We start from the raw sequence: 23,505 nt of genomic DNA, 5'->3' as shown, positions 1-23,505 counted from the left end.
AGTGATAATTTTGTTTTCAGTTGACGGTTGTTTCAAGAGCTATTTTTGGCTTTTAAAATCACCTTAAACCCTAAACCTTAAATCTTAAGCCAAAAATGAACATAGCCGTTGTTATGGGTGGATATTCTGATGAATCAGTAATTTCACTTCGAAGTGGTCAATTAATTTTGAGCAATCTCGATCAAAACAAATACAAAACGTTTGAAATCCACATTTTATTGGATGGATGGAATGCAATTGTGGACGGAACTAAATTGCCGATCGACAGATCTGATTTTACGTTCACCGAAAACGGACAAAAAATAAAATTTGACGCCATCATCAACACCATTCACGGAACGCCAGGCGAAGACGGACATTTGCAAGCGTATTGGGAACTTTTGGAAATTCCGTACACGGGCTGTAATTTCTATCAATCAGCTTTGACTTTTAACAAGAGAGATACGCTTTCAGTGCTTTCAAAGTTTAATATTCCAAAAGCTGATTCGATTTATTTATCAAAAGGAGACGTGATTTCGGGTGAGGAAATTAAAGCCCAGTTAGGCTTGCCTTTCTTTGTAAAACCAAATCAATCTGGAAGCAGTTTAGGAGTTTCAAAAGTAAATGACTTGGCTGATTTTGAAAAAGCGTTGGATTTCGCTTTCGCGGAAGACAGCGATATTTTGATTGAATCGTACTTAAAAGGAACCGAGGTTTCTGTGGGCGTTTTAAATTATAAAGGAGAAACCAAAGTGCTGGGCTTGACCGAAATTGTTTCAGAAAATGATTTCTTTGATTATGAAGCCAAATATTTAGGCAAGTCAGAAGAAATTACGCCAGCCCGATTGTCGCCAGAAACAGAGAAAGAAGTGATTGAAATGGCAAAAAAAGTATATGAAGCTTTAGGAATGACTGGTTTTTCACGAAGCGAATTCATTATTATGGACGGCGTGCCTCATTTTATTGAAATCAACACCAATCCAGGATTGTCGCCACAAAGTATTTTTCCGCAACAAGCGACTTATGCCAAATTAAATTTCTCTGATTTATTAGACAATGAAATTGAAATTGCTTTGAAAAGAAGAAGTTTGTGGAAGAAATAGCAGTATAGTTGGCAGTTTTCAGATATTAGTTGGCAGTCATTGATTACTACAACATTATTCAAATTAAATTCGTGCGAATTCGCATAATTCGTGGCAAATAACAAAATATGGAAAAAATAGCAGTATTCCCAGGTTCTTTTGACCCCATTACTTTAGGTCATTATGACATCATCAAAAGAAGCATTCCGCTTTTTGACAAGATAATTGTGGCAATTGGTGTCAATGCCGAAAAAAAATATATGTTTTCTTTAGACGAAAGAAAGCGTTTTATCGAAGAATGTTTTGAAAACGATCCCTCGGTTTCGGTTCTGACGTATGAAGGATTGACGATTGATTTGTGCAAAAAAGTAAAAGCAAAATTCATTCTCAGAGGTTTGCGCAATCCTGCTGATTTTGAATTTGAAAAAGCAATTGCCCATACGAATAGAAAACTTTCAAAAATTGAAACCGTGTTTCTTTTGACCGCCGCAAATACTTCATACATCAGTTCAAGCATCGTTCGTGATGTGTTGAGAAACGGTGGCGAATATGAATTGCTAGTTCCAGATGCTGTTCGGGTAAAATAATTTTAATTTGTAAGAAGCACTAATAAACAGTACTTTCGCCAAAAATAACAACCTATAAAATGAGTATAGAAAGAGAATTGATCAAAAGAAGCGGTGGAAAATGTGAACTTTCTGGAGCGACAGAAAATTTAAAAGTGTACACTATTCTTCCTACAAGAAAAGGCGGTATTGACGAAAGCATTTTGGCAAGCCAAACGATAATCGACCAAATTGAAAATCCAGAAACAATGGATGCCAATCTTTGGAGATGCTTAAACGACAGCATGTGGAGCGAGCATTTGCCGGTTCAGGTGGTTTCTTGGAGAATGTTAAGCCGTTTGAAAAATCAAGAATTAGTAGAGCAGATGTATCTTGATGAAGACGATTTGGCGTGGGCACAAGCAACGGGAGAAGGCGATGACGACGAAAATAAATTGGTTCACAGAGACAGCAACGGCGTGATTTTGCAAACCGGCGATTCTGTTGTTTTAATCAAAGACTTGAAAGTAAAAGGTTCAAGCATGGTGGCAAAACAAGGAACTGCCGTGAGAAACATCCGCTTGGACCACGAAAATGAAACCTATATTGAAGGAAAAGTGGATGGCCAGCAGATTGTGATTATCACTGCTTATGTGAAGAAAATATAATATTTTTTAAGAATAGAAAAAAGAAGCAAGAGAAAAGACATTCCAATCTTTCTTCTTGCTTCTTTTTTCTTAAATCTATTCCTCTTTCTTAACAACTTTCCGCGCCACTTCAATCTTAAATTTCTTGCCTTTCATTTTTTCATCCTTGATATTTTGCAGCAAGTCTTTTACTTTCCCGAATTTCACGGCTGCGAAAGAAATGAAATCTTTTACTTCAATCAAACCTAAATCGCCTTTTTCTAATTTTCCTTTTTGGGAAAAGAAGCCAACGATATCAATCTTATTCAATTTATTTTTCTTGCCGCCCGAAATATAAATCGTCTGAAATTGGGGTGGTTTCGGAAGATTTACAGCATTTTCTACGTTTAAAACTGGCATTCCATAATTGATGTAATCCATTTTTTTCTCGCTTTCGTGCGCCAAGATATACGCTGTTCCGGAAGCTAACATTCTAGCAGTTCTACCGTTTCTATGTGTAAATTCGTCTTCTTTTGACGGCAAATGGTAATGAATCACGTGCTTCATTTCTGGAATGTCCAACCCACGCGCGGCCAAATCGGTCGTAATCAAATAACTCACGCTGCCGTTTCTGAACTGGATCAAAGCGCGTTCGCGCTCGTCTTGATCCATGCCTCCGTGATAATACGTCGCGTAAATTCCTTTCTCGTTTAACGTATCGCTGATTCGTTCTGCAGCGTCACGATGATTGCAAAAAATCAAGGCCGATTCTGATTTCAAACTGCATATCAAATTGAAAAGTGTGTTGATTTTATCTTTTTCCTTCGAAACCACCATCTTCATCGAGAGATTGGTTTTCTCTTCTTCTTTCGGAATAAAATCTAAAATCGCAGGATTTACAACTCTTGTGTATTTTGGAATTTCAATATCAGAAGTTGCCGAAACCAAAACTCTTTTGTTCAATTTCGGTAATTTCCCGATGATAAAAGACATTTCTTCATGGAAACCCAATTGCAATGATTTGTCAAATTCATCTAAAACCAACGTTTGGATTTTATCCGTACGAAAGGTTTCTCTGTCAATATGGTCGGCAAGCCGCCCTGGCGTTCCGATTAAAACTGCCGGGGGATTGCTTAAATTTTTAATTTCGGTATCTAAAGAATGGCCGCCATAACAAACGTTTGCTTTGTAGCCCGTTCCCATTTTTTTCCAAACCTGCTCAATTTGCAAGCCCAATTCCCGAGACGGAACGATGATTAAACATTGAACCGAAAGAATTTCGGGTTGCAACATTTCAAAGATAGGCATCAAGAAAGCCAGCGTTTTCCCCGAACCTGTTGGAGAAAGCAACAAAACATTGCTTTCTTCTAAAATAGCTTCTTGTGCAGCAAACTGCATTTCGTTCAGGCTTTCGAAACCTAAATTCAAAAGCAGATTTGTAGAATGGTGATTATTGTTCATTTTGCAAAGGTAAATGAATTATGAGTTATGAATAATGAGTTTTGAGTTTTTCTTAGCTTGAAAAATCGACATAAAAAAAACTCCTATTTCAGGAGCTTTTCGCCTCAAACAAAAGTTTGATATTTTCAAAAGAATTTTTCAAGGCTTCTTTAATTTCGTCAGGATTCAGCCACGCTACTTTTTCAATCCCTTCCTCTTCTTGGGGCATCGGAGTACCTTCAAAATCGGTTTGCATTTCAAACCAATGCACTATTTTTAATTTGTATCTGCCATTTCGGATAAATACGTGATAGGTTTTCTGAAGTTTCTTGTTAATTTTTAATCCAGCTACGCCAGTTTCCTCTTCCACTTCGCGAATTGCCGTCTGATCAATCTCTTCTCCTTTCTCAATTCCGCCTTTTGGAAGGTCCCATTTTCCGTTTCTTAAGATGAAAAGAACTTCCCCTTTTTTATTGTAAACAAGTCCTCCACCCGCTTTATTTACAGGAATTTTTTCTTTTAGCATTTTCATAATCTCCTTCTCGTCAGGATGATACAAATAGGCTTTTTGAATTTTATTTTGGAACATTTTCACGATAAGCTGATGAATATCAACACTTTCTAACAAGAAAAGTTGAAAATCGGTTTCTTTAACTATTTCATTAGTTAAAAAAAGTGGCCTATCGTTGACAAAAACTTTATACATTTGTGGTATGATTTTTAATAAAGACACCGCACAGAAAACTGCCGAATTGCTTTTACAAATAAATGCAATTAAATTGAATCCAAAAAATCCTTTTACATGGGCTTCTGGATGGAAATCACCAATTTATTGTGATAACCGCATAACGCTCTCATTTCCACCGATAAGAAATTACATCAGGGAAGAATTTTCTAAAAATTTAGAAAAACAATTCGGAAAGCCAGATGTTATTGCTGGAGTTGCTACTGGCGCCATTGGAATCGGCATCCTTGTTGCCGAATATATGGGACTTCCATTTGTTTATGTCCGTCCGGAAGCTAAAAAGCACGGAAGACAAAATCAGATCGAAGGCTTCTTGCAAAAAGGTCAGAATGTGGTGGTGGTTGAAGATTTGATCAGCACCGGAAACAGCAGTTTGATGGCCGTTGAAGCTTTAAAAGAAGCAGGCGCGAACGTCAAAGGGATGGTAGCCATTTTCACGTATGGTTTTGATGTAGCGACAGAAAATTTCAAAAAAGCCAATATTGATTTGTGGACTTTGAGCAATTATGAAAATTTATTAGAATTGGCTGTTGCCAAAAGATATATTACCGAAGAAGAACAAGAAACATTGCAAGAATGGAGCAAAAGCCCATCCACTTGGAATGTGGAAGTATAGTTTTTAAAGATAAAAAAGAACGAGATTGCCTCGTTCCCCGCAATGACAAATTTGAGGATGAGATTGCTTCGTTCCTCGCAATGACATAAAACATGAATTTAGATAGTCCAAAAGTTAGCGTACCCAAATCGGCCCAATATTTATTTGACCAATTGATTGACGCAAAGAATTTTGAAAAATTAATGCCTGACAATATTGCCAAATTTGAAGTGACAGGTGAAGATGCTTTTATCTTTGGATTAAAAGGGATGCCTGAAATAAAGCTAAAAATGAAAGACAAAATTGTTCCGACAAAAGTCGTTTTAGGCGCTGCGAGTGATAAACTTCCGTTTACATTAACCGGAAACATTACGCCAACTTCTGAGGATGCAAGTGATGTCCAATTGCATTTTGAAGGAGAATTCAATGCCATGATGGCCATGATGGTCAAAGGGCCAATCACCAAATTTATCGAGACACTAGCAAATAACATGCATAAATTATAAAAGTAAATATAAGCTTATAAAAAAAGCCTTTTAGTTCGTTCTAAAAGGCTTTTTTTATATCAAATTCAGACATTTTACCATAAGTTTGACGTGATTTTAACATGAAATTTATTTTGCTTTATTTATATTTGTAATAACGCGCTATAAAAAGAAATGATTATGAAAAATGAGTTTACCATATTTTACACAGACGACGATCCTGAAGATTTAGAATTTTTTATGGAAGTCACGAGCGCCTTAGGAGAGCACTTGAATATAGTTACCCAAAATAACGGAAAAAAATTATTGCATGATTTAAAGAATCCACCGCCTAATCCGCATATTTTATTTTTAGATTTAAATATGCCCGGCTTCACCGGATTTGATGTTTTGGAGCAATTGAGAAGTTCAGAAGAATATAAAAATCTTCCAATCGTAATATTTTCGACTTCAAATGACGAACGAACGATTTCAAAAAGCAGGGAAATGGGTGCCAGTTATTATGTTCCAAAACCTTCTGACTTTTCACTTTTGAAAAAAACAATACTGCATACTTTGAATATAAACTGGAATACATTCAAGCCAAGCAAAGAAAATTTTGTGTATTTAAACAATTAACAAACCCACAAATGAGCGTTGAAAATTTAAAAACTGACGAAGTAGGCTCGATTACTTTTTTAAACAATTTGAAAGCTAAAACTTCAGAGCCCCATAAACAACTGGAAGCTTTGCCGATTTCAATGTCAATAATTGCTCCAACGATAACCGTGGAAGAATATGCTTTGTATTTAAGTTTAATGCACGATGTTGTCCAAAATTTAGAGAACGACATTTATCCTATTTTACAGGAAGAAATCGCTGATTTAGACGAAAGAAAAAAAGCGCAACAAATTTTAAGCGATTTAAAAGTGGCCGGAAGCGAAAAAAAACAGACAGTTTCTCCTTTTAAAAATGCTTCAGAAATGTCCGTGGCTTTTGCCATGGGAATTATGTATGTCGTAGAAGGTTCCACGCTTGGCGGAAGATTTATCTTGAAAAATGTTCAGAAAAATTTAGGCTACAATGAAGAAAAAGGAGCTTCCTATTTTTCAGGATACGGAAATAAAACAGGAAGTTTCTGGAAGAAATATCTGAATTCTTTGACGGAATTTGAATCAAAAACAAATTCTCACGAGGAAATTATTGCAGGTGCTGATTATGCATTTAGAGTTATTGGCAAACATTTATCTGAAAATTCTACGTTATAGTTTATGAAGATTAAGGACATTGTCAATCGCGACATCGTGAATTTAACCAATTGCGAGTTTGAACCCATTCACATTCCAGGAAGCATTCAGCCTCACGGTTTTTTATTAGGAATCAATTCAGAAACTTGGAAAATTGATTTCTGTAGCGGAAATATTCAAGATTACATTTTTGTAGATCACAAATCGGTCTTGAATCAAACATTTGAAGCTGTTTTTGGCCAAAACCAACAGTTTTTAGTTGAAGATTATATTTCAAAAAACTTGTTACTTTCTTCTTCTCTTTTAAAATTAGATTTAAACGGAGCCGATTTTTTGTGCACGATCCATAAAAGCAATGACAATTATATCTTAGAAGCGGAACCTTTTTCTGAAACCACAAAAAAACTGACTGATGTTTATGACCAGACTTCCCAGTTTTTATCTTACATGAACGACACGCACACTTTGAAAGAATTGTGCGACATGGTAGCAAAAGGCACTCGAGAAATCACTGGTTATGACCGTGTCATGATTTACCGATTTGATAAAGATTACAACGGAGAAGTCTTTGCAGAAAGTGTTCGTGACGATTTAGAGCCTTTTTTGGGCTTACATTATCCGCATACCGATATTCCTTTGCAAGCGCGCGAATTGTATATGCAGAACCTTTTGAGGCTGATTGTCGATGTCAATTACCGACCGGTTCCGCTCTACACGATTGATGATGGAAATGATTCCAAAAATCTTGACTTGAGCCTTTCCATTTTACGAAGCACTTCACCAATTCACGTGCAATATTTGCATAATATGGGCGTTGGGGCAACTTTGACCATTTCATTGATCCACCAAAAAAAATTATGGGGATTGATTGCCTGCCATCATTACAGTCCTAAAAATTTAACGCCTGAAATTCGCTTGGCAGCGCAATTGCAAGGCCATTTCATTACGTCACAAATTGATATCCGCCAGTCAAATGAAGAATATGAAGTGGCCAGAAAATCAAATATTGCCTTAGAAAAATTAAATTCTTTTAATCTTCCGGCAAGAGAAGAATCTTTTGAAAATATTGCGCGAAGTCCTGAGATTCTTGAAATCTGTAATGCTTCTGGCGTGGCCATTCTTTTTAATTCCACTATTTACAAAAGCGGTGTGACACCTGACGATGCCAATATTGAAAGACTTTCATTGTGGCTATCGGACCACACCAAAAAAAGAACTTTCCATACGGATAAATTAATGGCTTCGTTGCCAAATCCCGAGGATTATTGCCAAGAAGCTTCTGGAATTATTTATCATTCTTTAAATGCTGAAAGCTATGATTGTGTCATTTGGTTTCGGCCAGAATCGCTTACGGAAATAAATTGGGCGGGCGATCCGAATAAAGCAATCGTGAAAGATGAAAAAGGTTTGTATCCGAGAAATTCTTTTGAATTATATCGAGAGATTGTAAAATGCCAAAGCAAGGTGTGGTTACAGCCTGAATTAAATGCCGCAGCAAATTATGCACACACGCTTGAAAAACAACTCAACCTTTTGATTATTACGCAAGAGGAAGAAAAATATAGAAAACTAAGCGAGATTTTAAAAGAAACCAATTCAGAATTAGAAAACATCAACTGGATCAGCACGCACGATCTGCAGGAACCACTGCGAAAAATTCAGATGATTTCGTCTCGCCTTTTAGGAAAAGAAAACGAAAATTTCTCTGAAACAGTCATCAATTCGGTGCAGAGGATGAATAATTCAGCACAAAGGATGCAAACGCTTTTAATAGATATTTTAAAATATACCCGAATTCAGCATATTGACGATTCTTTTGAAATTGTAGATCCAAATGAAGTCTTTGGCGAAGTTATTTCTGATTTACAAGAATTAATCAATGAAAAAGAAGCTCTTTTAAACATCGAAAAACTTCCAAAAATAAAGGGAATGCCGTTTTTAATGAAGCAATTATTTTCAAACTTGGTACAAAATTCGCTGAAATATTCTTTTCCAGACAAAGCGCCAATTATTACTGTCAGATCAACCGCAATCCAAAAAAACGATTCTGAACAACTGTTCCAAGTTTTAGAGTTATCTGATAACGGTATTGGCTTTGAGCAAAAATTTTCTGAAAATATTTTTAATATTTTTTCAAGGCTTCATGCGCAAGATGAATACAAAGGATCAGGCGTTGGATTGGCTTTATGCAAGAAAATAATGCAAGTTCACAAAGGAATAATTACTGCCGAAGGCAAACCAAATGAAGGTGCTATATTTAGGCTTTATTTCCCTGTAAACACCGATTAATACAGCATTTTTATTTGTTTTATATTAAACTTTTTAACTGACTCATCTTCTAATTTTATCAGCAGTTTACCTTCTTGGTTCACGTTTTGAATTATACCCATAAATTTTTGTCCATGCGTATTTTCAAAAGGCATCGGTACGTTTTTTTTATATAAAACTGAGTGGTATTTTTCCCATATCGGTTCGGTATTTTTATTCATTACCAGTGAAATATTTCTGCCTAAATTCTGCAGAATTGTTGCCAAAATTTCTTGTTTGTCAAATTCTTGATTTTTCAAAATTGAAATTGAGGAAGCTTTTTGTAGATTTTCAAAGTTTTTTTGATTCACATTCAATCCTATACCTACTATTGAAAAGATTTCTCCGTCACTTTTGATACTGTTTTCGATAAGTATGCCACCAATTTTTTTTCCTTCTGCCATAATGTCGTTAGGCCATTTGATTGCTAAATCTTTAATTTGTAAAAAAGATAAAGCCTCCACAACACTTACAGCAACAGCCACGTTAAGATGAAAAATATGGCTAATCTCAAGAAGCAAATCTTTAACCAACACACTAAACGTGAGGCTCTTACCCTGTTCCACACTCCATTCAGAACCCATCTGGCCACGACCATTAGTTTGGTTTTCAGCACTTACAATCGTGAAATTCTCCACAAACTGTCGTTGCAATAGTGTTTTTAGGTAATCATTGGTTGAGTTAATGGCATCGAGTTTGATGATGTTCATAGAAAATAATTAAAGTTATGTTTTAATCTTGTGTTAAGGTTCAAAAATAAAGACAAAAAATGATAACTTTGCGAAAACATATAAAATTTAAATGGCGAAAAAGAATATAAGTAATGATGATTTGTTAGCCAACATCATTAAAGGGATTGAAGAAGTTAAAGGAAATGATATTGATATTCTAGATTTAAGAGCAATCGACAACACCGTTTGTGATTATTTTGTGATCTGCAATGGTACTTCAAACACACAAGTTAACTCTATCGTTAACTCTGTTCAAAAAATAGTTTCAAAAGAATTAAAAGACAAGCCTTGGCACGTTGAAGGTACTGAAAACGGCGAATGGGTGTTGATGGATTATGTAAACATTGTGGTTCACGTTTTCCAAAAGCATATTCGTGAGTACTACAACATCGAGAGTTTGTGGGGTGATGCCAAAATCACAACTATTCAAAACAAATATTAAAGAAATAAACAGCAATGGCTAAAGAAAATAATCCAAATTCGAATCCAAAAAAATTTAAAATGAGTCCGTGGTGGATTTATGGCGGTTTGATTGTATTCTTCTTGATTTTGAATTGGGCTTCGGGCGGTTCAAAAATTGAAGAAGGCGGTAAAATCAGTGCTTCAGAATTCCAACCTCTTTTAGAAAAAAATCAAGTTGAAAAAGTTATTATTTATAACCGAAGTGAGGCTGAAATTTTCTTAAACAAAGCTGGTTTAGCTGATGCTGCAAATAAAAAAGTTACCAAAGACATTTTTGACCGACCAAATACCGGTCCTCATTATGTAATTGAAGATGTTGGTGACACCAAGTCTTTTCAAGAAAAACTAGAAGTAGCCATGTCTCAAGGCAAACTTAAAAGTTTTGACTACAAGGCTAAAAATGACTGGAGCGGTATCTTAATCGGTCTTCTTCCAATAATTTTAATCGTTGCCATTTGGCTATTCATCATGAGAAGAATGTCTTCTGGCGGTGGAGCTGGCGGTGGCGGACAAATTTTTAATATCGGTAAATCAAAAGCTAAATTATTTGATGAAAAAACGGATGTAAAAATTACATTTAAAGATGTTGCCGGATTAGAAGGTGCGAAAGAAGAAGTTCAAGAAATCGTTGAATTCTTGAAAAATCCAGAAAAATATACCAATCTTGGAGGAAAAATTCCAAAAGGAGCTCTATTAGTCGGCCCTCCTGGAACAGGAAAAACATTGCTTGCAAAAGCGGTTGCCGGAGAAGCAAAAGTACCTTTCTTTTCTCTTTCAGGTTCTGATTTCGTAGAGATGTTTGTGGGTGTTGGAGCTTCACGTGTTCGTGATTTGTTCAAACAAGCCAAAGAAAAATCTCCTGCAATCATATTTATTGATGAAATTGACGCTGTTGGCCGTGCAAGGGGAAAAAACAATATGTCTGGTTCTAACGATGAACGTGAAAATACTTTGAACCAATTGCTTACAGAAATGGACGGTTTTGGAACAAATACAAACGTAATCGTTTTGGCTGCTACCAACAGAGCTGATGTTCTTGACAAAGCTTTGATGAGAGCGGGACGTTTTGACAGGCAAATTTATGTTGACCTTCCGGACATCAGAGAACGCAAGGAGATTTTTGAAGTGCATTTGGCTCCCTTGAAAAAAGCAGAAGGTCTAGATACTGACTTCTTGGCAAAACAAACGCCAGGATTTTCAGGAGCTGACATTGCAAATGTTTGTAACGAAGCCGCATTAATTGCAGCACGTTATGACAAAAAAGCGGTTGACAAACAAGATTTCTTAGATGCTGTCGATAGAATCATTGGCGGTTTAGAAAAGAAAAATAAAATCATTACGCCAGAAGAAAAACGCGCTATTGCAATTCACGAAGCAGGCCACGCAACCATCAGTTGGATGTTAGAACACGCTGCACCGCTTATTAAAGTAACAATTGTTCCAAGAGGGCAAAGTTTAGGAGCTGCCTGGTATCTTCCGGAAGAAAGACAGATTGTGAGAACCGATCAAATGCTGGATGAAATGTGCGCTACAATGGGCGGACGTGCTGCTGAAAAAGTTACTTTTGACAGAATTTCTACTGGAGCGCTGAGTGATCTTGAAAAAGTCACCAAACAGGCCAGAGCAATGGTAACTATCTATGGCTTGAACGAAAAGCTTGGAAACATCACCTATTATGATTCTTCAGGGCAAAGCGAATACAGCTTCGGAAAACCATATTCAGAAGATACTGCAAAGGTAATTGACAAAGAAATTTCAGATTTAATTGAAGGCCAATACCAAAGAGCAATCACAATTCTTGAAGAAAACAAAGATAAACTGAACCAGTTGGCCGATATCTTGATTGAAAAAGAAGTTATTTTTAAAGATGACTTGGAAACAATTTTTGGCAAACGTGCTTTTGGAGAAGCAGTTGAAGAAGTTTTTGAGGAATAAAAAATAAATGTTAAAAGTTTTTACAAAAATCTTAATTCAAAAGTACTTTTGAATTAAGATTTTTGTATTTTTGAATGTTTTCAAATTACAAATTAAGTTTTTGGCTATTTATGAGTCTTTTCAAGAAATTTTTTGGTACCGGAGAATCCGATGAGGAAAAAGAGGGCAACTTAAGTCCATTTAACCCCGAAATTATTATTCCGGCAGACGAACTATTTACGCTCAATTTTAAAAAGAATGGAGGGAAATTTCTGTATTGTGAAAATTTAGAAGAAGTCAAAGAACATTTTGAACATATCTTAGAAGAAAATGATTGGTTTGAATCTGAAGCACTGTGTTTTGAACCAAAATTATATAGCCTTTTAGAAGAGAACAAATTAGAATTTACAAAACCTGCTCATCCGAAATTTCTTTTTGCAAGTTGTGAAAACTTGATAGCTGACGAAGGTTCTGTTCTGTTTTCTTCCAATCAGATTAAGCAAAACAAGCCTAATGAATTACCAGTAAACATTATAATTCTTGCTACTACAAGCCAAATTTTGGCCAGTAAAAGCGATGGTCTTCGTGAAATCAAAAAGAAATACGAAACCAACTACCCTACAAATATTACCACAATAAAATATTTCGAAAAAGCCAAAGAAGAAGATTTTTTGCAGTACGGAAGTGTTGCCAAAAATTTATACCTATTGCTTTTAGAAGATCTTTAAAATGCGCGAAACCCTCACGAGATCCTTATCGGGCTTAGTCTACATATTTTTACTCATTGGGGCAACACTTTACTCTATTGAAAGCTTCTTGTTGCTTTTTGCTATCTTTCTAGTAATCTGTACTTCAGAATTTTGCAATCTTTTAAACTTAAAAAAACCTTTACCAATTGCAATTGCACTTATCGGATATGCTTTATTTGCCTTCTTCAATAATTTCAATAGCACGAATGACTTTTTGCTGACCCTAGCAACGCTTTTTATTTCATTCAAACTGATCCGTTTTCTTTTTTCTGACAGAAGGCAGCACATTGACAAACAGGCTAAATTTGTTTATTTGATCGGGTATATTATTTTACCTTTTATTATCATTGCCAAGCTTCCGTTTGAAGGAAAAACATTTGCGCCCACAATATTGATTGGAATATTCTTAATCATCTGGGCAAACGATACTTTTGCTTACATAGTCGGAAAATCTATTGGAAAAAGAAAACTTTACGAAAAAATTTCTCCAAAGAAAACCATCGAAGGATTTTTAGGAGGCTTGTTCTTCGCCATTATCTTTAGCTATTTTATTGCAACCTATCTTGTGGAACAGCCTGTTTTACATTGGATTATCATCTCATTAATTTGCGGTATCTTTGGGACTATTGGCGATTTAATTGAATCAAAATTCAAGAGAATTGCCGGAGTAAAAGACAGCGGAAAGATAATGCCAGGTCACGGAGGTATCTTAGATCGTTTAGATAGTATTATATTTGTATCACCATTTATATTTTTGTTTTATCAAATTTTAAATTATGCTTAAATTTCACAAAGAAGGCGCTAAAATTATTTTTATTACTTGCGCAGTTGTTGTTGCCATCGTTTTATTGTCAGATTCATTGATAACAAATTTTTATATTTTAAAATTCGTTCAAATTCTTTCACTAATTTTTCTTATATTAGTGCTACAATTTTTCAGAAATCCGTTACGACTTACTGACATAAATGACACCAAAATCATTGCTCCAGTTGATGGTAAAGTGGTTGTTATTGAAGAAGTTTATGAAAGTGAATATTTCAAAGAAAAAAGACTGATGGTTTCGATTTTTATGTCTCCGATCAATGTACACGTAACGCGTTATGCCATGAATGGGATCATAAAATTCAGCAAATACCATCCAGGAAAATATTTGGTTGCTTGGCATCCAAAAGCAAGTGAAGAGAACGAGCGTACAACAGTGGTTATTGAAAACCAAGTATTTGGCGAAGTTCTATACCGTCAAATCGCTGGGGCTTTAGCCCGAAGAATCGTGAATTATGCCAAAGAAGGAATGCAGGTGGTTCAAGGAGAAGATGCCGGATTTATTAAATTTGGATCTAGAGTCGATTTGTATTTGCCAATCGGAACTGAAATTAATGTAAAGCTTAATCAAAAAGCAGTGGGAGGAATAACCGTAATCGCAGCCAAATCTTAATGAGTGCCAAAGATATAGATATTGAATTTGAAGAAGCTTTTGAAAGAGCTTCAAATATGACGGAAGCTTTGCCACAAGACGTAATGCTTCGAATTTATGCCTATTACAAACAAGCAACTGTAGGAACAATGCACGCCAACAGAATGGGAAGCGTTGATTTAAGAGATGCCTTCAAAACCAACGCCTGGATGCAGATCAGCCATCTTTCATCTGATGAAGCCAAACGCTTTTATATTGAAACTATTAATTCACTTACCAAATAATATTCTTATGAAAAAGACTCAATTATTTCTTTCGAGCTTAGCATTCGCATTAGTTTTACAATCTTGCGGTAAAGACAAACAATTAGAAGAAGTTGAAGTGCCGCTTCCGACAGAAACAACTTCAGAAAAAGCCCCAATGGGAAATCCTGATGATGTTGCTGCAGATCCGGGAACATTTAAGATGATGAAACTTCCGTATGCATATGATGCTTTGGAACCACATATTGATGCAAAAACCGTGGAAATTCATTTTTCAAAACACCATGTTGGTTATGTAAACAATTTGAACAAAGCAATTGCTGGAACTGAATTGGAGAAACAAACCATCGAGGATATTCTCAAAAAATTAGATTTAGAAAATAAAACGGTTCGCAACAATGCGGGTGGTTATTACAATCATAATTTATATTGGGAAATTTTGGCTGCTAAAAAAGGTGGCGAGCCAACGGGTGCTTTAGCAGAAGCAATCAATAAAGATTTTGGTTCTTTTGAAGCGTTTAAAACACAAATTTCTGAAGCTGGAGCAAAACAATTTGGCTCAGGCTGGGCTTGGCTGGTAGTTGACAAAACCGGAAAATTGGTTGTAGGAAGTACTGCAAACCAAGACAATCCGTTGATGCCAAACCAATCCGTTTCAGGAACTCCAATTTTAGGATTAGATGTTTGGGAACACGCCTATTATTTAAAATATCAAAATAAACGTGCTGATTATATCACTGCATTTTTCAACTTAGTAAACTGGGATGTGGTTGCTAAAAAATATGATGCAGCAAAAGCTCCGGCTCCAAAAGTATAATCTCGAAAAAAATACCTATTTTTAAATCCGCTTTCCAGCGGATTTTTTTTTAACCAAAAACAACCAAAATAATATAATGAAAAAAATTATTGCTTCCATTCCTCTACTCCTTTTACTTTTGACTTCCTGCGATAAAAAAGATGAAAATGCAACCTTTCAAAATGATTTAAAAACATACAATTTAAACGGAAAGGTAAAATCTATTCAAGAAAAGTCCTATGAAATTGTGGGAGGTGACGCTAAAGGAAACCTAAAAAGAGAAAATTCAGCCACTTTTGACACCGAATTAGAATTTGATTTGAACAAGCAATTAATTTCTGAAAAAAGCTTTCTTTCTGACGGAAAATTAATCAAAACTAGAACATTTGAAAATAAAAGCAAATTGCTGTCAGAAGACGAATTCCTGCCCAATGATGTAGTTTACAAAACTAAATATACATTTGACAAAGGGAATAATACCATAATTTCTAAGAGGGACAAAGAAGGAAGACAAATATATAAAACCGTAAACACTTTTGAAAAAGGCCTTTTGACACAAAAAAGATTGTTTGACAAAAGTGATCAGCTGATGGAAAGATTTACGTACAAATATGATAAAAAAGGTAATCTTATTGAAGCGACCCTTCAAAACGATTATGAAGTTTTATACAAAGATGTTTACGAATACGACACTAAAAACAACAAAGTTTCAGAGGCACGACTTGATAGGTCAAATACTCCGGCTTATAAAATAGCAACCCAGTTTAAAGATTCGTTAATTACCGAAATAAAAAGCTATGATTCTAAAGGAAATCTAATTTCACTAGAAAAAAGAAACTATGACAGCAAAGGAAACATTGAAAGCAAGTCATTGGAAGATTTGGAAAACAAGGAGTACTCAAAAGAAGCTTTTAAATATGATAGTGCCGGAAATTTAGTTCAATGGATGCAATCTGTTCAAGATCAGAAACCGCAAATCATTAACTACCAATATGACGACCAAAAAAATCTGGTTCATTTACAACGAATTGATAATGAAGGAAACGTTCAAGAAAACAGGAAATATGCATATGAGTATGATGAACAGGGCAATTGGATAAAAAAATCAATCATTAACAACGACACGCAAACCTTTGTCATAGAAAGAAAAATACAATACTATTAATAAAAAAAGTCCCGAATTATCGGGACTTTTTAGTTTTATATCGGCTTGGTTCTTATTTCAAACTTGCCAAACTTTGTTCAATTGTCGCAATCTTCGATAATGCATCAGCTTCTTTCTTGCGTTCCATTTCCAACACTTTTTCAGGAGCATTGTTCACAAATTTCTCGTTAGATAATTTGGCCTGCACCGATTTCAAGAAACCTTGGTTGTATTTTAATTCTTCTGACAGTTTTGCAATTTCTTCTTCCACATTGATAGCGCCACTAATCGGTACAAAATATTCGTTTGATTTTGCACGGAACGTCAAGGCACCATTTACTGCTTCAGAAACATATTCTAATGAGCTGATATTTCCTAATTTGGTAATAATCGAATCAAAATGCGTTGATACGTTATCATTGTTAATCGCTTTCAATTCGATCGCATCCTTAAACGGAATATTTTTGTCTTTTCTAATCGTTCTGATTCCAGAAATTACTTCAGAAGCAAAATCAAAATCAGCAATTAATTTTGCATCAAAAGTTTTTAGTTCTGGCCAAGTTGAAATAATCAACGCTTCCTCTGGAGTTCTTTCAGCAATAATCTGCCAAATTTCTTCGGTCAAGAAAGGCATAAACGGATGCAATAATTTCAAGTTGCTTTCCAACAATACAATCGCTTTGTCAAACGTTTTTCTGTCGATTGGCGCTTGGTAAGCTGGCTTGATCATTTCAAGGAACCAAGAACAGAAATCGTCCCAAACCAATTTATAAATTCCCATTAAAGCGTCAGAAATTCTATATTTTTCAAAGTTATCTTCGATTTCAGCTAAGGTTTGTTGCAACTTCGCTTCATACCATTCGATGGCTACTTTTGAAGATTCAGGTTGCTCAATCGAGTCACTTACCTCCCAGCCTTTTATCAAACGGAAAGCATTCCAAATTTTATTCGTAAACGCTTTTCCTTGGTTGCAAAGTTCTTCGTCAAACATAATGTCGTTTCCTGCAGAAGCGCTCAAAAGCAAGCCTACACGAACGCCGTCAGCACTGAATTTCTCGATCAAGTCTAACGGATCTGGAGAATTTCCTAATTGCTTAGACATTTTTCTACCTAATTTATCCCTAACGATTCCCGTCAAATACACATTTGTAAATGGTTTTTCTCCCGCATATTCATAACCTGCAATAATCATTCTGGCTACCCAGAAAAACAAAATATCCGGACCTGTAACCAAGTCATTTGTTGGATAATAATATTTGAAATCTTGGTTTTCAGGTTCCATAATTCCTCCAAAAACCGCCATTGGCCAAAGCCAAGACGAAAACCAAGTATCTAATGCATCAGCATCTTGGTGTAAATCTTCAAATTTTAAATCTGCATTTCCTGTCACTTTTTGAGCAAGGATTACCGCTTCTTCTTTAGTTTCAGCAACTACAAAATCTTCTTTTCCATCACCGTAGAAATAAGCCGGAATTTGTTGTCCCCACCAAAGCTGGCGCGAAATATTCCAGTCGCGGATGTTTTCCAACCAATGACGGTAGGTGTTATCGAAACGTTTTGGATACAATTTAATTTCTTCCGTTTCTAAAACCGCCTTGATTGCCGGTTTTACCAATTCTTCCATTTTCAAGAACCATTGGTCTGACAAGCGCGGTTCGATTACGGCTTTTGTTCTTTCAGAAGTTCCTACTTTATTAAGGTGGATTTCCGTTTTTGCCAGGCTTCCGTTGGCCTCTAATTCTTTTGCGATTTCTTCACGAACCACAAAACGGTCTTTTCCTTGATAATGCAATCCAAAAGAATTTAAGCTTGCATCTTCGTTGAAAATATCAATTACTTCAAGATTGTGTTTGTCTCCCAAAGTCTTATCGTTCATATCGTGCGCCGGAGTTACTTTCAAGCAACCCGTTCCAAATTCGATATCAACATATTCGTCTTCAATAATAGGAATTACTCTTCCCGCAATGGGAACAATGGCTTTTTTGCCTTTCAAATGTGTGAAGCGCTCATCCTCTGGATTGATACAAATTGCGGTATCTCCAAAAATAGTTTCCGGACGCGTGGTTGCCACCGTCAAGAAATCAGAACTTCCTTCGATTTGGTATTTTAAGAAATATAATTTTCCTTGTCTTTCTTCAAAAATTACTTCTTCGTCAGACAATGTTGTTTTTGCTTCTGGATCCCAATTTACCATTCGATAACCACGGTAAATCATTCCTTTGTTGTATAAATCAACGAAAGATTTGATTACAGAAGCCGACATATCTGGATCCATTGTGAATTTTGTTCTTTCCCAATCGCAAGAAGCTCCGAGTTTTTTTAATTGGTCAAGAATTACGCCACCGTATTTATCAGTCCAATCCCAAGCGTGTTTCAAGAATTCTTCACGAGTCAAATCATTTTTGTTGATTCCTTCGGATTTTAGTTTGGCAACCACTTTTGCTTCTGTGGCAATGGATGCGTGATCTGTTCCCGGAACCCAGCAAGCGTTGAAGCCTTTTAATCGCGCACGGCGAATCAGCACGTCTTGAATCGTGTTGTTCAGCATGTGTCCCATATGCAAGACTCCGGTTACGTTTGGTGGCGGAATGGTGATTGTATAAGGTGTTCTATGATCTGGTTCTGAATGAAAATAATTGTTTTTCATCCAGTAGTCATACCATTTTTGCTCTACTGATTTGGCATCGAATTGTGCTGGAATTGTCATATTTCTTTGTGTTCGTTTTTTATTTTATGTGGCAATATAATTGCTAAACTCTAAACTTGTGAATTGAAAAAATAATTATATGTAGAAATTAAGCCTACAATAAAAATGATTATTGCAATGATTGCAATTGCAAAACATCCTCGTCCCAACGCCTTATCTTTCCATGTATCTTCAATTTCATTTTCTTTATTTTCTTCAGGTTTTTCAGAAATTATTTTGACATAATCGAAAAATGCCAAACCTTTAAGCCAATTTTCTGTACTGTCAAAATGAGTAATTCTTTCGTTTGTACTTAAAACTTCTTCTGAATTCAATGCAACATTTAATAATTCACTGGCAAATAACTGAAGCCCAGAATTATTCGCTTTAATATACGTTCCATGCTCTTCCCCATCTGTATAAGAAACTTCAAAATATGCTTGATCTTTAGAATTATTTGCTTCTAAAACTTTGATGATTTTCTGTAATTGCTCTTTTTCCAAAATATTTCTTTAAGTGCGATTGCGTCACTGGTTCTGGCGTTTACAAAAATGCGAAAAGTTTCTCAAATAGACCCGATTGTAGCGGAAATCCTTTTTCGTTTTGCACAATGCCTCTCTCCCGAAATTTCGGGAGCGCTCGAGGTGACAAACGAAAAAGATTGCAGCGGAAAGCGGGAACTTCAATGGCTGAAATTTTACTGACCTTTTGCTTCAAAACCAAAAAAATATTTGGTATGGATTTTGTAAAATACGTAGCACAAAAGTAATTAAGTAAGGGCAGTTTAAAAAATTAAGGAATAATAATTTGCACTTTAAGAGAAACTATTTAATTTTACAGATACTATTTAAAAATTTTTATGATGAAAAAACTACTGAGTGTATTGGCAATTGTGTTATTTAGCGCTTCGGGAATGGCTCAAACGGGTCCGAAAATCGAGTTCAAAAAAGAAACTATTGATTATGGCACGGTGGCAAAAGGCGAAGATAACGGGTTGAGGGTTTTTGAATTTAAGAATATCGGAGATGCGCCGTTGGTGATTTCTGATGCAAAATCGAGCTGTGGCTGTACTGTTCCAAAAAAACCCACAGAGCCGATTGCTCCTGGAAAAACTGGCCAAATCGAGGTTCAGTACAATATGAATCCAGGGCCGATCAATAAAACGATTACGGTGACTTCAAATGCGGTTAATAAAGATAGCGGTATGATTGCGTTGCGCATTACCGGAAATGTGATCGTTAAAGAAGAAGTTAATTTACTGGAAAAGAAAAAGGCGATGCCAAGTTCATAAATTTAAAAGTCCGCAAGCTGCGGACTTTTTTTTAGATTATTTTTTTGAGTTGGAATTTGAATGCGATGGAAACACCTTTTCTTTCAATGTCAATGTAAATCCATTTTCCTTCTTCAGAACGCATCATCTCATTGATTTGCTGTAGCGAATAACGCTGTATATTTTTTTTATTAATTCTTTTGATTTTATCTCCAACCAAAATTCCGGCAAGTGCCGCTGGCGAATCTTTTTGAATTGTTGCGACTTCAAAAACAGGTTTTAAAATAAACTTGTACAAAAATTTTTCAGTTCCATTAGCTAAGACATCTAAATTTTGGCTTGAATTTAATTTGGATGTTGCCAAGGGTACTTTTTCATTAAAATATTCAACGCCATTGTGCTGAATTTCTAGTCCACTCATATTATAATTAAATGGTTCAGAAAACTTTGAATTGGGATATATTAATATTCTATTTTGTTCGTAATCAAAAATAAGATGAAAACGGTACAAAATCCCTGCTCCAATCGATCCATTTCTTTCTTCAGAAAATTGAAAAAGCGGAAAGAATTTTGAGTATGGATAAGAAACTAGAGCATCCTTAAATTCAAAGTTTGCAATTTGTACACGATCTACTCTTGACTTCTTGCCGACAATCTCTCCGTTTAATCCTCTGCCTAAAACATCTTCAAAATAATTAGCATTCGATTTTATTTTGTCTTTTTCAAAAAGCCACAAACCATCGCTTAAACCGATATCAACCAAAAGATTTAGGGCAACATCTATTTCATTTATTCTAGCATCTAAATTAACATAAGGTCTCTCTTTGACAATTCGTACAGGAATTATTTCAAATGTATCAAGCCTTTTCTTTTTTAGTTTCTTACCATTTTTATGAATCAACATTTTCTTTTTTATGTAATCAATCTCTATAATTCGACCTTTAAAAAAAGAGCTATTCAAAATACCATTCACTTCAACACCTAATCTTTCAGAAATATTTATATCTTGATTTAAAACAATGAGCAATGGAAAATTTTTAGTTTTGTAACCTGATAAATCAAGCTTGTTTTGTACAGAATACAACGCCTCAATCTTTTCGGTTTCTCCAAGTCCTCTAATAAATATTTTTTTTACATCACGAAATTCAATTGAATCATTTTCGGGTAAGCTAAAAATAATGGAGCTTTCTGAGCCTGTATCCAAAATCATATTTAGTTCAACGTTGTTTATTTTTACAGGAAGAATAATCAAATTTGAAACCAGCTTAAAGTCAATAGAAATTTTTTCTTTTTTTGAAGTCCATTCAAAAGAATTTTGAGCCAAAAGTAAAATTGGAGTTAATAGGAATAAAAAAGAAAATCTTTTCGCCATCATTCTCAAAATTTATATAAATATAAAAAAAATTAACACATAATTTATGCGAATTAATCGTTTTCAATGTGCTTTTTCTATCAATTACTTAAATATATTTTGCAAATTTGCAATCAAAATTAAATAATCATGCCTAGAATTTCTACTAAAGGTCAGCAAATGCCCGAATCACCAATTAGAAAATTGGTTCCTTATTCTGAAATAGCAAAAAAGAAAGGACATAAAGTATATCATTTAAATATTGGCCAGCCCGATATTAAAACACCTGACGTGGCTTTAAATGCTGTGAAAAATGCAGATATTACCGTTTTAGAATACAGCCATTCTGCAGGTTTTGAAAGCTATAGAAATAAATTATCCCAATATTACCAAACGCACGGACTTCCTATAAATACTGCTGACATCATCATTACGACAGGTGGTTCAGAAGCCTTGCTTTTTGCAATGGGAAGCACAATGGATCAAGATAATGAAATCATAATTCCAGAGCCTTTTTATGCCAATTACAACGGATTTTCAACTTCTTCGGGAGTGAAAGTGGTTCCGGTTATTTCAACAATCGATGAAGGTTTTGCATTGCCTCCTATTTCGGCTTTTGAAAAATTAATTACGCCAAAAACAAAAGCAATCCTTATTTGCAATCCTGGAAACCCTACCGGTTATTTGTATTCAAAAGAAGAAATTCTTCAATTGGCAGAAATCGTTAAAAAGCACGATTTATTTTTAATTGCTGATGAAGTTTATCGCGAATTCATTTATGACGGCGAAGAGCATTTTTCTGTAATGAACGTTCCTGGTTTAGAAGAACACGCAATTATGATTGATTCTGTTTCAAAACGTTACAGCATGTGTGGCGCAAGAATCGGTTGCATCGTTTCAAAAAATAAAGAAGTTATGGCCACTGCAATGAAATTTGCACAAGCACGGCTTTCTCCTCCAACGTATGCTCAAATTGCCAGCGAAGCCGCATTAGAAACCCCACAAAGTTATTTTGATGACGTTATTACTGAATATAAAGACCGTCGAGATACCTTAATCACAGAACTTCAAAAAATTGAAGGTGTAAAAGTGGCTACGCCAAAAGGAGCTTTTTATTGCATTGCAAAATTACCCGTAAAAAGCGCTGACGATTTTGCACAATGGCTTTTAGAATCTTATGATTTCAATGGCGAAACGGTAATGGTTGCTCCTGCTGCTGGTTTTTACTCCACGCCAAATGTTGGTTTAGACGAAGTTCGAATCGCCTATGTATTGAAAAAAGAGGATTTGATTAAATCCGTGCAAATACTTAAAGAAGCACTAATCACTTACAACAAATAAAAAAAGAGCCTCATGAAAATGAGGCTCTTTTATGCCCAATAGTTTTATTATTTGAAGCCAAACACAAGGTTTCCTTTAAATCATTTTCCTGCTGTCTCGAAATATCTTTTGTTCTGAACCCCAGAACAAAAAGGGTATTTTCGAACATCAGGGCTAAATTCAAACAATCCGTTTCTTTTAAACTTCCTCCTCACTTTGTCGACGCTCAGACTTTAAAATAACAAGCACAAAAAAAGGCTTCCTATTTAGGAAGCCTTTTTTAATATTCAATTATAAATTATCTCTTAAGAGAAAAATGCGCTCTAAATTCTTTTGCCACTCCTTGCTCCACATATTCTACTCTAAACCAGTAG

Annotated in this window: 24 protein-coding genes; 18 read left to right on the top strand and 6 right to left on the bottom strand. The window is 35.3% G+C overall.

Going from position 1 to position 23,505, the window contains the following annotated elements; genetic code table 11:
- Nucleotides 1-95 precede the first annotated feature (95 nt).
- The 3 genes from EG849_RS13335 to EG849_RS13325 all read left to right on the top strand — a co-directional run bounded on the left by EG849_RS13335 (nt 96) and on the right by EG849_RS13325 (nt 2,274).
- Nucleotides 96-1,082, top strand: a complete 987-nt coding sequence (locus tag EG849_RS13335) for a D-alanine--D-alanine ligase (protein WP_125013593.1) — start codon at nt 96-98, stop codon at nt 1,080-1,082.
- A gap of 107 nt (nt 1,083-1,189) precedes the next feature.
- Nucleotides 1,190-1,648 (top strand): pantetheine-phosphate adenylyltransferase, encoded by a 459-nt coding sequence (gene coaD / locus EG849_RS13330; RefSeq protein WP_125013592.1) that lies wholly within the window; start codon nt 1,190-1,192, stop codon nt 1,646-1,648.
- Between the two features lie 59 nt (nt 1,649-1,707).
- Nucleotides 1,708-2,274, top strand: a complete 567-nt coding sequence (locus EG849_RS13325) for a PhnA domain-containing protein (RefSeq protein ID WP_125013591.1) — start codon at nt 1,708-1,710, stop codon at nt 2,272-2,274.
- A gap of 75 nt (nt 2,275-2,349) precedes the next feature.
- On the opposite strand, the gene EG849_RS13320 is transcribed toward EG849_RS13325, so the two are convergent.
- Together EG849_RS13320 and EG849_RS13315 are read right to left on the bottom strand one after the other, a co-directional pair.
- Nucleotides 2,350-3,693 (bottom strand): DEAD/DEAH box helicase, encoded by a 1,344-nt coding sequence (locus EG849_RS13320; protein ID WP_125013590.1) that lies wholly within the window; start codon nt 3,691-3,693, stop codon nt 2,350-2,352.
- An 88-nt stretch (nt 3,694-3,781) separates the two neighbouring features.
- Complete coding sequence (locus tag EG849_RS13315; RefSeq protein WP_125013589.1) at nt 3,782-4,378, bottom strand: NUDIX hydrolase; 597 nt, start codon at nt 4,376-4,378, stop codon at nt 3,782-3,784.
- A gap of 7 nt (nt 4,379-4,385) precedes the next feature.
- Here EG849_RS13315 and pyrE point away from each other — a divergent pair, with 7 nt between their 5' ends.
- The 5 genes from pyrE to EG849_RS13290 all read left to right on the top strand — a co-directional run bounded on the left by pyrE (nt 4,386) and on the right by EG849_RS13290 (nt 9,012).
- Entirely contained in the window at nt 4,386-5,033 is a 648-nt protein-coding gene (pyrE, locus tag EG849_RS13310) for an orotate phosphoribosyltransferase (RefSeq protein ID WP_125013588.1), read from the top strand.
- Nucleotides 5,034-5,125: 92 nt separating this feature from the next.
- On the top strand, nt 5,126-5,518 hold the full coding sequence (locus tag EG849_RS13305) for an SRPBCC family protein (protein ID WP_125013587.1): 393 nt from the start codon (nt 5,126-5,128) through the stop codon (nt 5,516-5,518).
- 159 nt (nt 5,519-5,677) lie between these two features.
- A complete protein-coding gene (locus EG849_RS13300) occupies nt 5,678-6,115 on the top strand; it encodes a response regulator (RefSeq protein ID WP_158611953.1) in 438 nt (145 codons plus the stop codon).
- 11 nt (nt 6,116-6,126) lie between these two features.
- Entirely contained in the window at nt 6,127-6,744 is a 618-nt protein-coding gene (locus EG849_RS13295) for a biliverdin-producing heme oxygenase (protein ID WP_125013585.1), read from the top strand.
- A 3-nt stretch (nt 6,745-6,747) separates the two neighbouring features.
- Entirely contained in the window at nt 6,748-9,012 is a 2,265-nt protein-coding gene (locus EG849_RS13290; RefSeq protein ID WP_125013584.1) for an ATP-binding protein, read from the top strand.
- On the opposite strand, the gene EG849_RS13285 is transcribed toward EG849_RS13290, so the two are convergent.
- Nucleotides 9,009-9,740 carry a biotin--[acetyl-CoA-carboxylase] ligase gene (locus tag EG849_RS13285; protein ID WP_125013583.1) on the bottom strand — a complete coding sequence of 244 codons (732 nt, stop codon included), beginning with the start codon at nt 9,738-9,740 and terminating at the stop codon, nt 9,009-9,011. The two genes, EG849_RS13290 and EG849_RS13285, sit on opposite strands and share 4 nt — an antisense overlap.
- A 91-nt stretch (nt 9,741-9,831) precedes the next feature.
- Between EG849_RS13285 and rsfS the strand changes: the two genes are divergently transcribed.
- From rsfS to EG849_RS13245, 8 genes are all read left to right on the top strand, one after another.
- Nucleotides 9,832-10,203 (top strand): ribosome silencing factor, encoded by a 372-nt coding sequence (rsfS, locus tag EG849_RS13280; protein WP_125013582.1) that lies wholly within the window; start codon nt 9,832-9,834, stop codon nt 10,201-10,203.
- Nucleotides 10,204-10,217: 14 nt separating this feature from the next.
- Complete coding sequence (gene ftsH, locus EG849_RS13275) at nt 10,218-12,158, top strand: ATP-dependent zinc metalloprotease FtsH (RefSeq protein ID WP_125013581.1); 1,941 nt, start codon at nt 10,218-10,220, stop codon at nt 12,156-12,158.
- A gap of 110 nt (nt 12,159-12,268) precedes the next feature.
- Entirely contained in the window at nt 12,269-12,865 is a 597-nt protein-coding gene (locus EG849_RS13270) for an LUD domain-containing protein (RefSeq protein WP_125013580.1), read from the top strand.
- 1 nt (nt 12,866) lies between these two features.
- Nucleotides 12,867-13,670, top strand: coding sequence for a phosphatidate cytidylyltransferase (locus tag EG849_RS13265; RefSeq protein WP_125013579.1), 804 nt, complete (start codon nt 12,867-12,869; stop codon nt 13,668-13,670).
- Entirely contained in the window at nt 13,663-14,322 is a 660-nt protein-coding gene (locus tag EG849_RS13260) for a phosphatidylserine decarboxylase family protein (protein WP_125013578.1), read from the top strand. Before EG849_RS13265 ends, EG849_RS13260 begins: the two co-directional genes overlap by 8 nt.
- A complete protein-coding gene (locus EG849_RS13255) occupies nt 14,322-14,585 on the top strand; it encodes an acyl-CoA-binding protein (RefSeq protein ID WP_125013577.1) in 264 nt (87 codons plus the stop codon). The genes EG849_RS13260 and EG849_RS13255 overlap by 1 nt, the downstream gene beginning before the upstream one ends.
- A gap of 7 nt (nt 14,586-14,592) precedes the next feature.
- Nucleotides 14,593-15,381 carry a superoxide dismutase gene (locus tag EG849_RS13250; protein ID WP_125013576.1) on the top strand — a complete coding sequence of 263 codons (789 nt, stop codon included), beginning with the start codon at nt 14,593-14,595 and terminating at the stop codon, nt 15,379-15,381.
- Between the two features lie 76 nt (nt 15,382-15,457).
- Nucleotides 15,458-16,525 carry an RHS repeat domain-containing protein gene (locus EG849_RS13245; protein ID WP_125013575.1) on the top strand — a complete coding sequence of 356 codons (1,068 nt, stop codon included), beginning with the start codon at nt 15,458-15,460 and terminating at the stop codon, nt 16,523-16,525.
- Nucleotides 16,526-16,577: 52 nt separating this feature from the next.
- Here EG849_RS13245 and EG849_RS13240 read toward each other — a convergent pair whose 3' ends face one another.
- Together EG849_RS13240 and EG849_RS13235 are read right to left on the bottom strand one after the other, a co-directional pair.
- Entirely contained in the window at nt 16,578-19,211 is a 2,634-nt protein-coding gene (locus EG849_RS13240; protein WP_125013574.1) for a valine--tRNA ligase, read from the bottom strand.
- A 50-nt stretch (nt 19,212-19,261) separates the two neighbouring features.
- Nucleotides 19,262-19,693 carry a hypothetical protein gene (locus EG849_RS13235; protein ID WP_125013573.1) on the bottom strand — a complete coding sequence of 144 codons (432 nt, stop codon included), beginning with the start codon at nt 19,691-19,693 and terminating at the stop codon, nt 19,262-19,264.
- Between the two features lie 359 nt (nt 19,694-20,052).
- Between EG849_RS13235 and EG849_RS13230 the strand changes: the two genes are divergently transcribed.
- Nucleotides 20,053-20,481, top strand: a complete 429-nt coding sequence (locus tag EG849_RS13230) for a DUF1573 domain-containing protein (RefSeq protein WP_125013633.1) — start codon at nt 20,053-20,055, stop codon at nt 20,479-20,481.
- A gap of 31 nt (nt 20,482-20,512) precedes the next feature.
- Here EG849_RS13230 and EG849_RS13225 read toward each other — a convergent pair whose 3' ends face one another.
- Nucleotides 20,513-21,835, bottom strand: coding sequence for a PDZ domain-containing protein (locus EG849_RS13225; protein WP_125013572.1), 1,323 nt, complete (start codon nt 21,833-21,835; stop codon nt 20,513-20,515).
- Nucleotides 21,836-21,961: 126 nt separating this feature from the next.
- Here EG849_RS13225 and EG849_RS13220 point away from each other — a divergent pair, with 126 nt between their 5' ends.
- Nucleotides 21,962-23,152 carry a pyridoxal phosphate-dependent aminotransferase gene (locus tag EG849_RS13220; RefSeq protein WP_125013571.1) on the top strand — a complete coding sequence of 397 codons (1,191 nt, stop codon included), beginning with the start codon at nt 21,962-21,964 and terminating at the stop codon, nt 23,150-23,152.
- Nucleotides 23,153-23,505 lie beyond the last annotated feature (353 nt).

The organism is Flavobacterium macacae (assembly GCF_003865365.1).
GTDB lineage: Bacteria > Bacteroidota > Bacteroidia > Flavobacteriales > Flavobacteriaceae > Flavobacterium > Flavobacterium macacae.
The sequence above is the reverse complement of the archived record's forward strand: the minus strand, read 5'-3'. Positions and strand labels throughout refer to the sequence as shown.

Bases quoted from the DNA above. Each gene is read 5' to 3' on its own strand.
- EG849_RS13255 (WP_125013577.1), top strand. From the start codon at position 14,322: ATGAGTGCCAAAGATATAGATATTGAATTTGAAGAAGCTTTTGAAAGA.
- EG849_RS13325 (WP_125013591.1), top strand. From the start codon at position 1,708: ATGAGTATAGAAAGAGAATTGATCAAAAGAAGCGGTGGAAAATGTGAA.
- EG849_RS13315 (WP_125013589.1), bottom strand. From the start codon at position 4,378: ATGTATAAAGTTTTTGTCAACGATAGGCCACTTTTTTTAACTAATGAA.
- coaD (WP_125013592.1), top strand. From the start codon at position 1,190: ATGGAAAAAATAGCAGTATTCCCAGGTTCTTTTGACCCCATTACTTTA.
- EG849_RS13220 (WP_125013571.1), top strand. From the start codon at position 21,962: ATGCCTAGAATTTCTACTAAAGGTCAGCAAATGCCCGAATCACCAATT.
- EG849_RS13225 (WP_125013572.1), bottom strand. From the start codon at position 21,835: ATGATGGCGAAAAGATTTTCTTTTTTATTCCTATTAACTCCAATTTTA.
- EG849_RS13305 (WP_125013587.1), top strand. From the start codon at position 5,126: ATGAATTTAGATAGTCCAAAAGTTAGCGTACCCAAATCGGCCCAATAT.
- EG849_RS13270 (WP_125013580.1), top strand. From the start codon at position 12,269: ATGAGTCTTTTCAAGAAATTTTTTGGTACCGGAGAATCCGATGAGGAA.
- EG849_RS13240 (WP_125013574.1), bottom strand. From the start codon at position 19,211: ATGACAATTCCAGCACAATTCGATGCCAAATCAGTAGAGCAAAAATGG.
- EG849_RS13295 (WP_125013585.1), top strand. From the start codon at position 6,127: ATGAGCGTTGAAAATTTAAAAACTGACGAAGTAGGCTCGATTACTTTT.
- EG849_RS13290 (WP_125013584.1), top strand. From the start codon at position 6,748: ATGAAGATTAAGGACATTGTCAATCGCGACATCGTGAATTTAACCAAT.
- EG849_RS13260 (WP_125013578.1), top strand. From the start codon at position 13,663: ATGCTTAAATTTCACAAAGAAGGCGCTAAAATTATTTTTATTACTTGC.
- EG849_RS13300 (WP_158611953.1), top strand. From the start codon at position 5,678: ATGAAAAATGAGTTTACCATATTTTACACAGACGACGATCCTGAAGAT.
- EG849_RS13250 (WP_125013576.1), top strand. From the start codon at position 14,593: ATGAAAAAGACTCAATTATTTCTTTCGAGCTTAGCATTCGCATTAGTT.
- EG849_RS13335 (WP_125013593.1), top strand. From the start codon at position 96: ATGAACATAGCCGTTGTTATGGGTGGATATTCTGATGAATCAGTAATT.
- rsfS (WP_125013582.1), top strand. From the start codon at position 9,832: ATGGCGAAAAAGAATATAAGTAATGATGATTTGTTAGCCAACATCATT.
- EG849_RS13285 (WP_125013583.1), bottom strand. From the start codon at position 9,740: ATGAACATCATCAAACTCGATGCCATTAACTCAACCAATGATTACCTA.
- EG849_RS13230 (WP_125013633.1), top strand. From the start codon at position 20,053: ATGAAAAAACTACTGAGTGTATTGGCAATTGTGTTATTTAGCGCTTCG.
- pyrE (WP_125013588.1), top strand. From the start codon at position 4,386: ATGATTTTTAATAAAGACACCGCACAGAAAACTGCCGAATTGCTTTTA.
- EG849_RS13320 (WP_125013590.1), bottom strand. From the start codon at position 3,693: ATGAACAATAATCACCATTCTACAAATCTGCTTTTGAATTTAGGTTTC.
- EG849_RS13245 (WP_125013575.1), top strand. From the start codon at position 15,458: ATGAAAAAAATTATTGCTTCCATTCCTCTACTCCTTTTACTTTTGACT.
- EG849_RS13265 (WP_125013579.1), top strand. From the start codon at position 12,867: ATGCGCGAAACCCTCACGAGATCCTTATCGGGCTTAGTCTACATATTT.
- ftsH (WP_125013581.1), top strand. From the start codon at position 10,218: ATGGCTAAAGAAAATAATCCAAATTCGAATCCAAAAAAATTTAAAATG.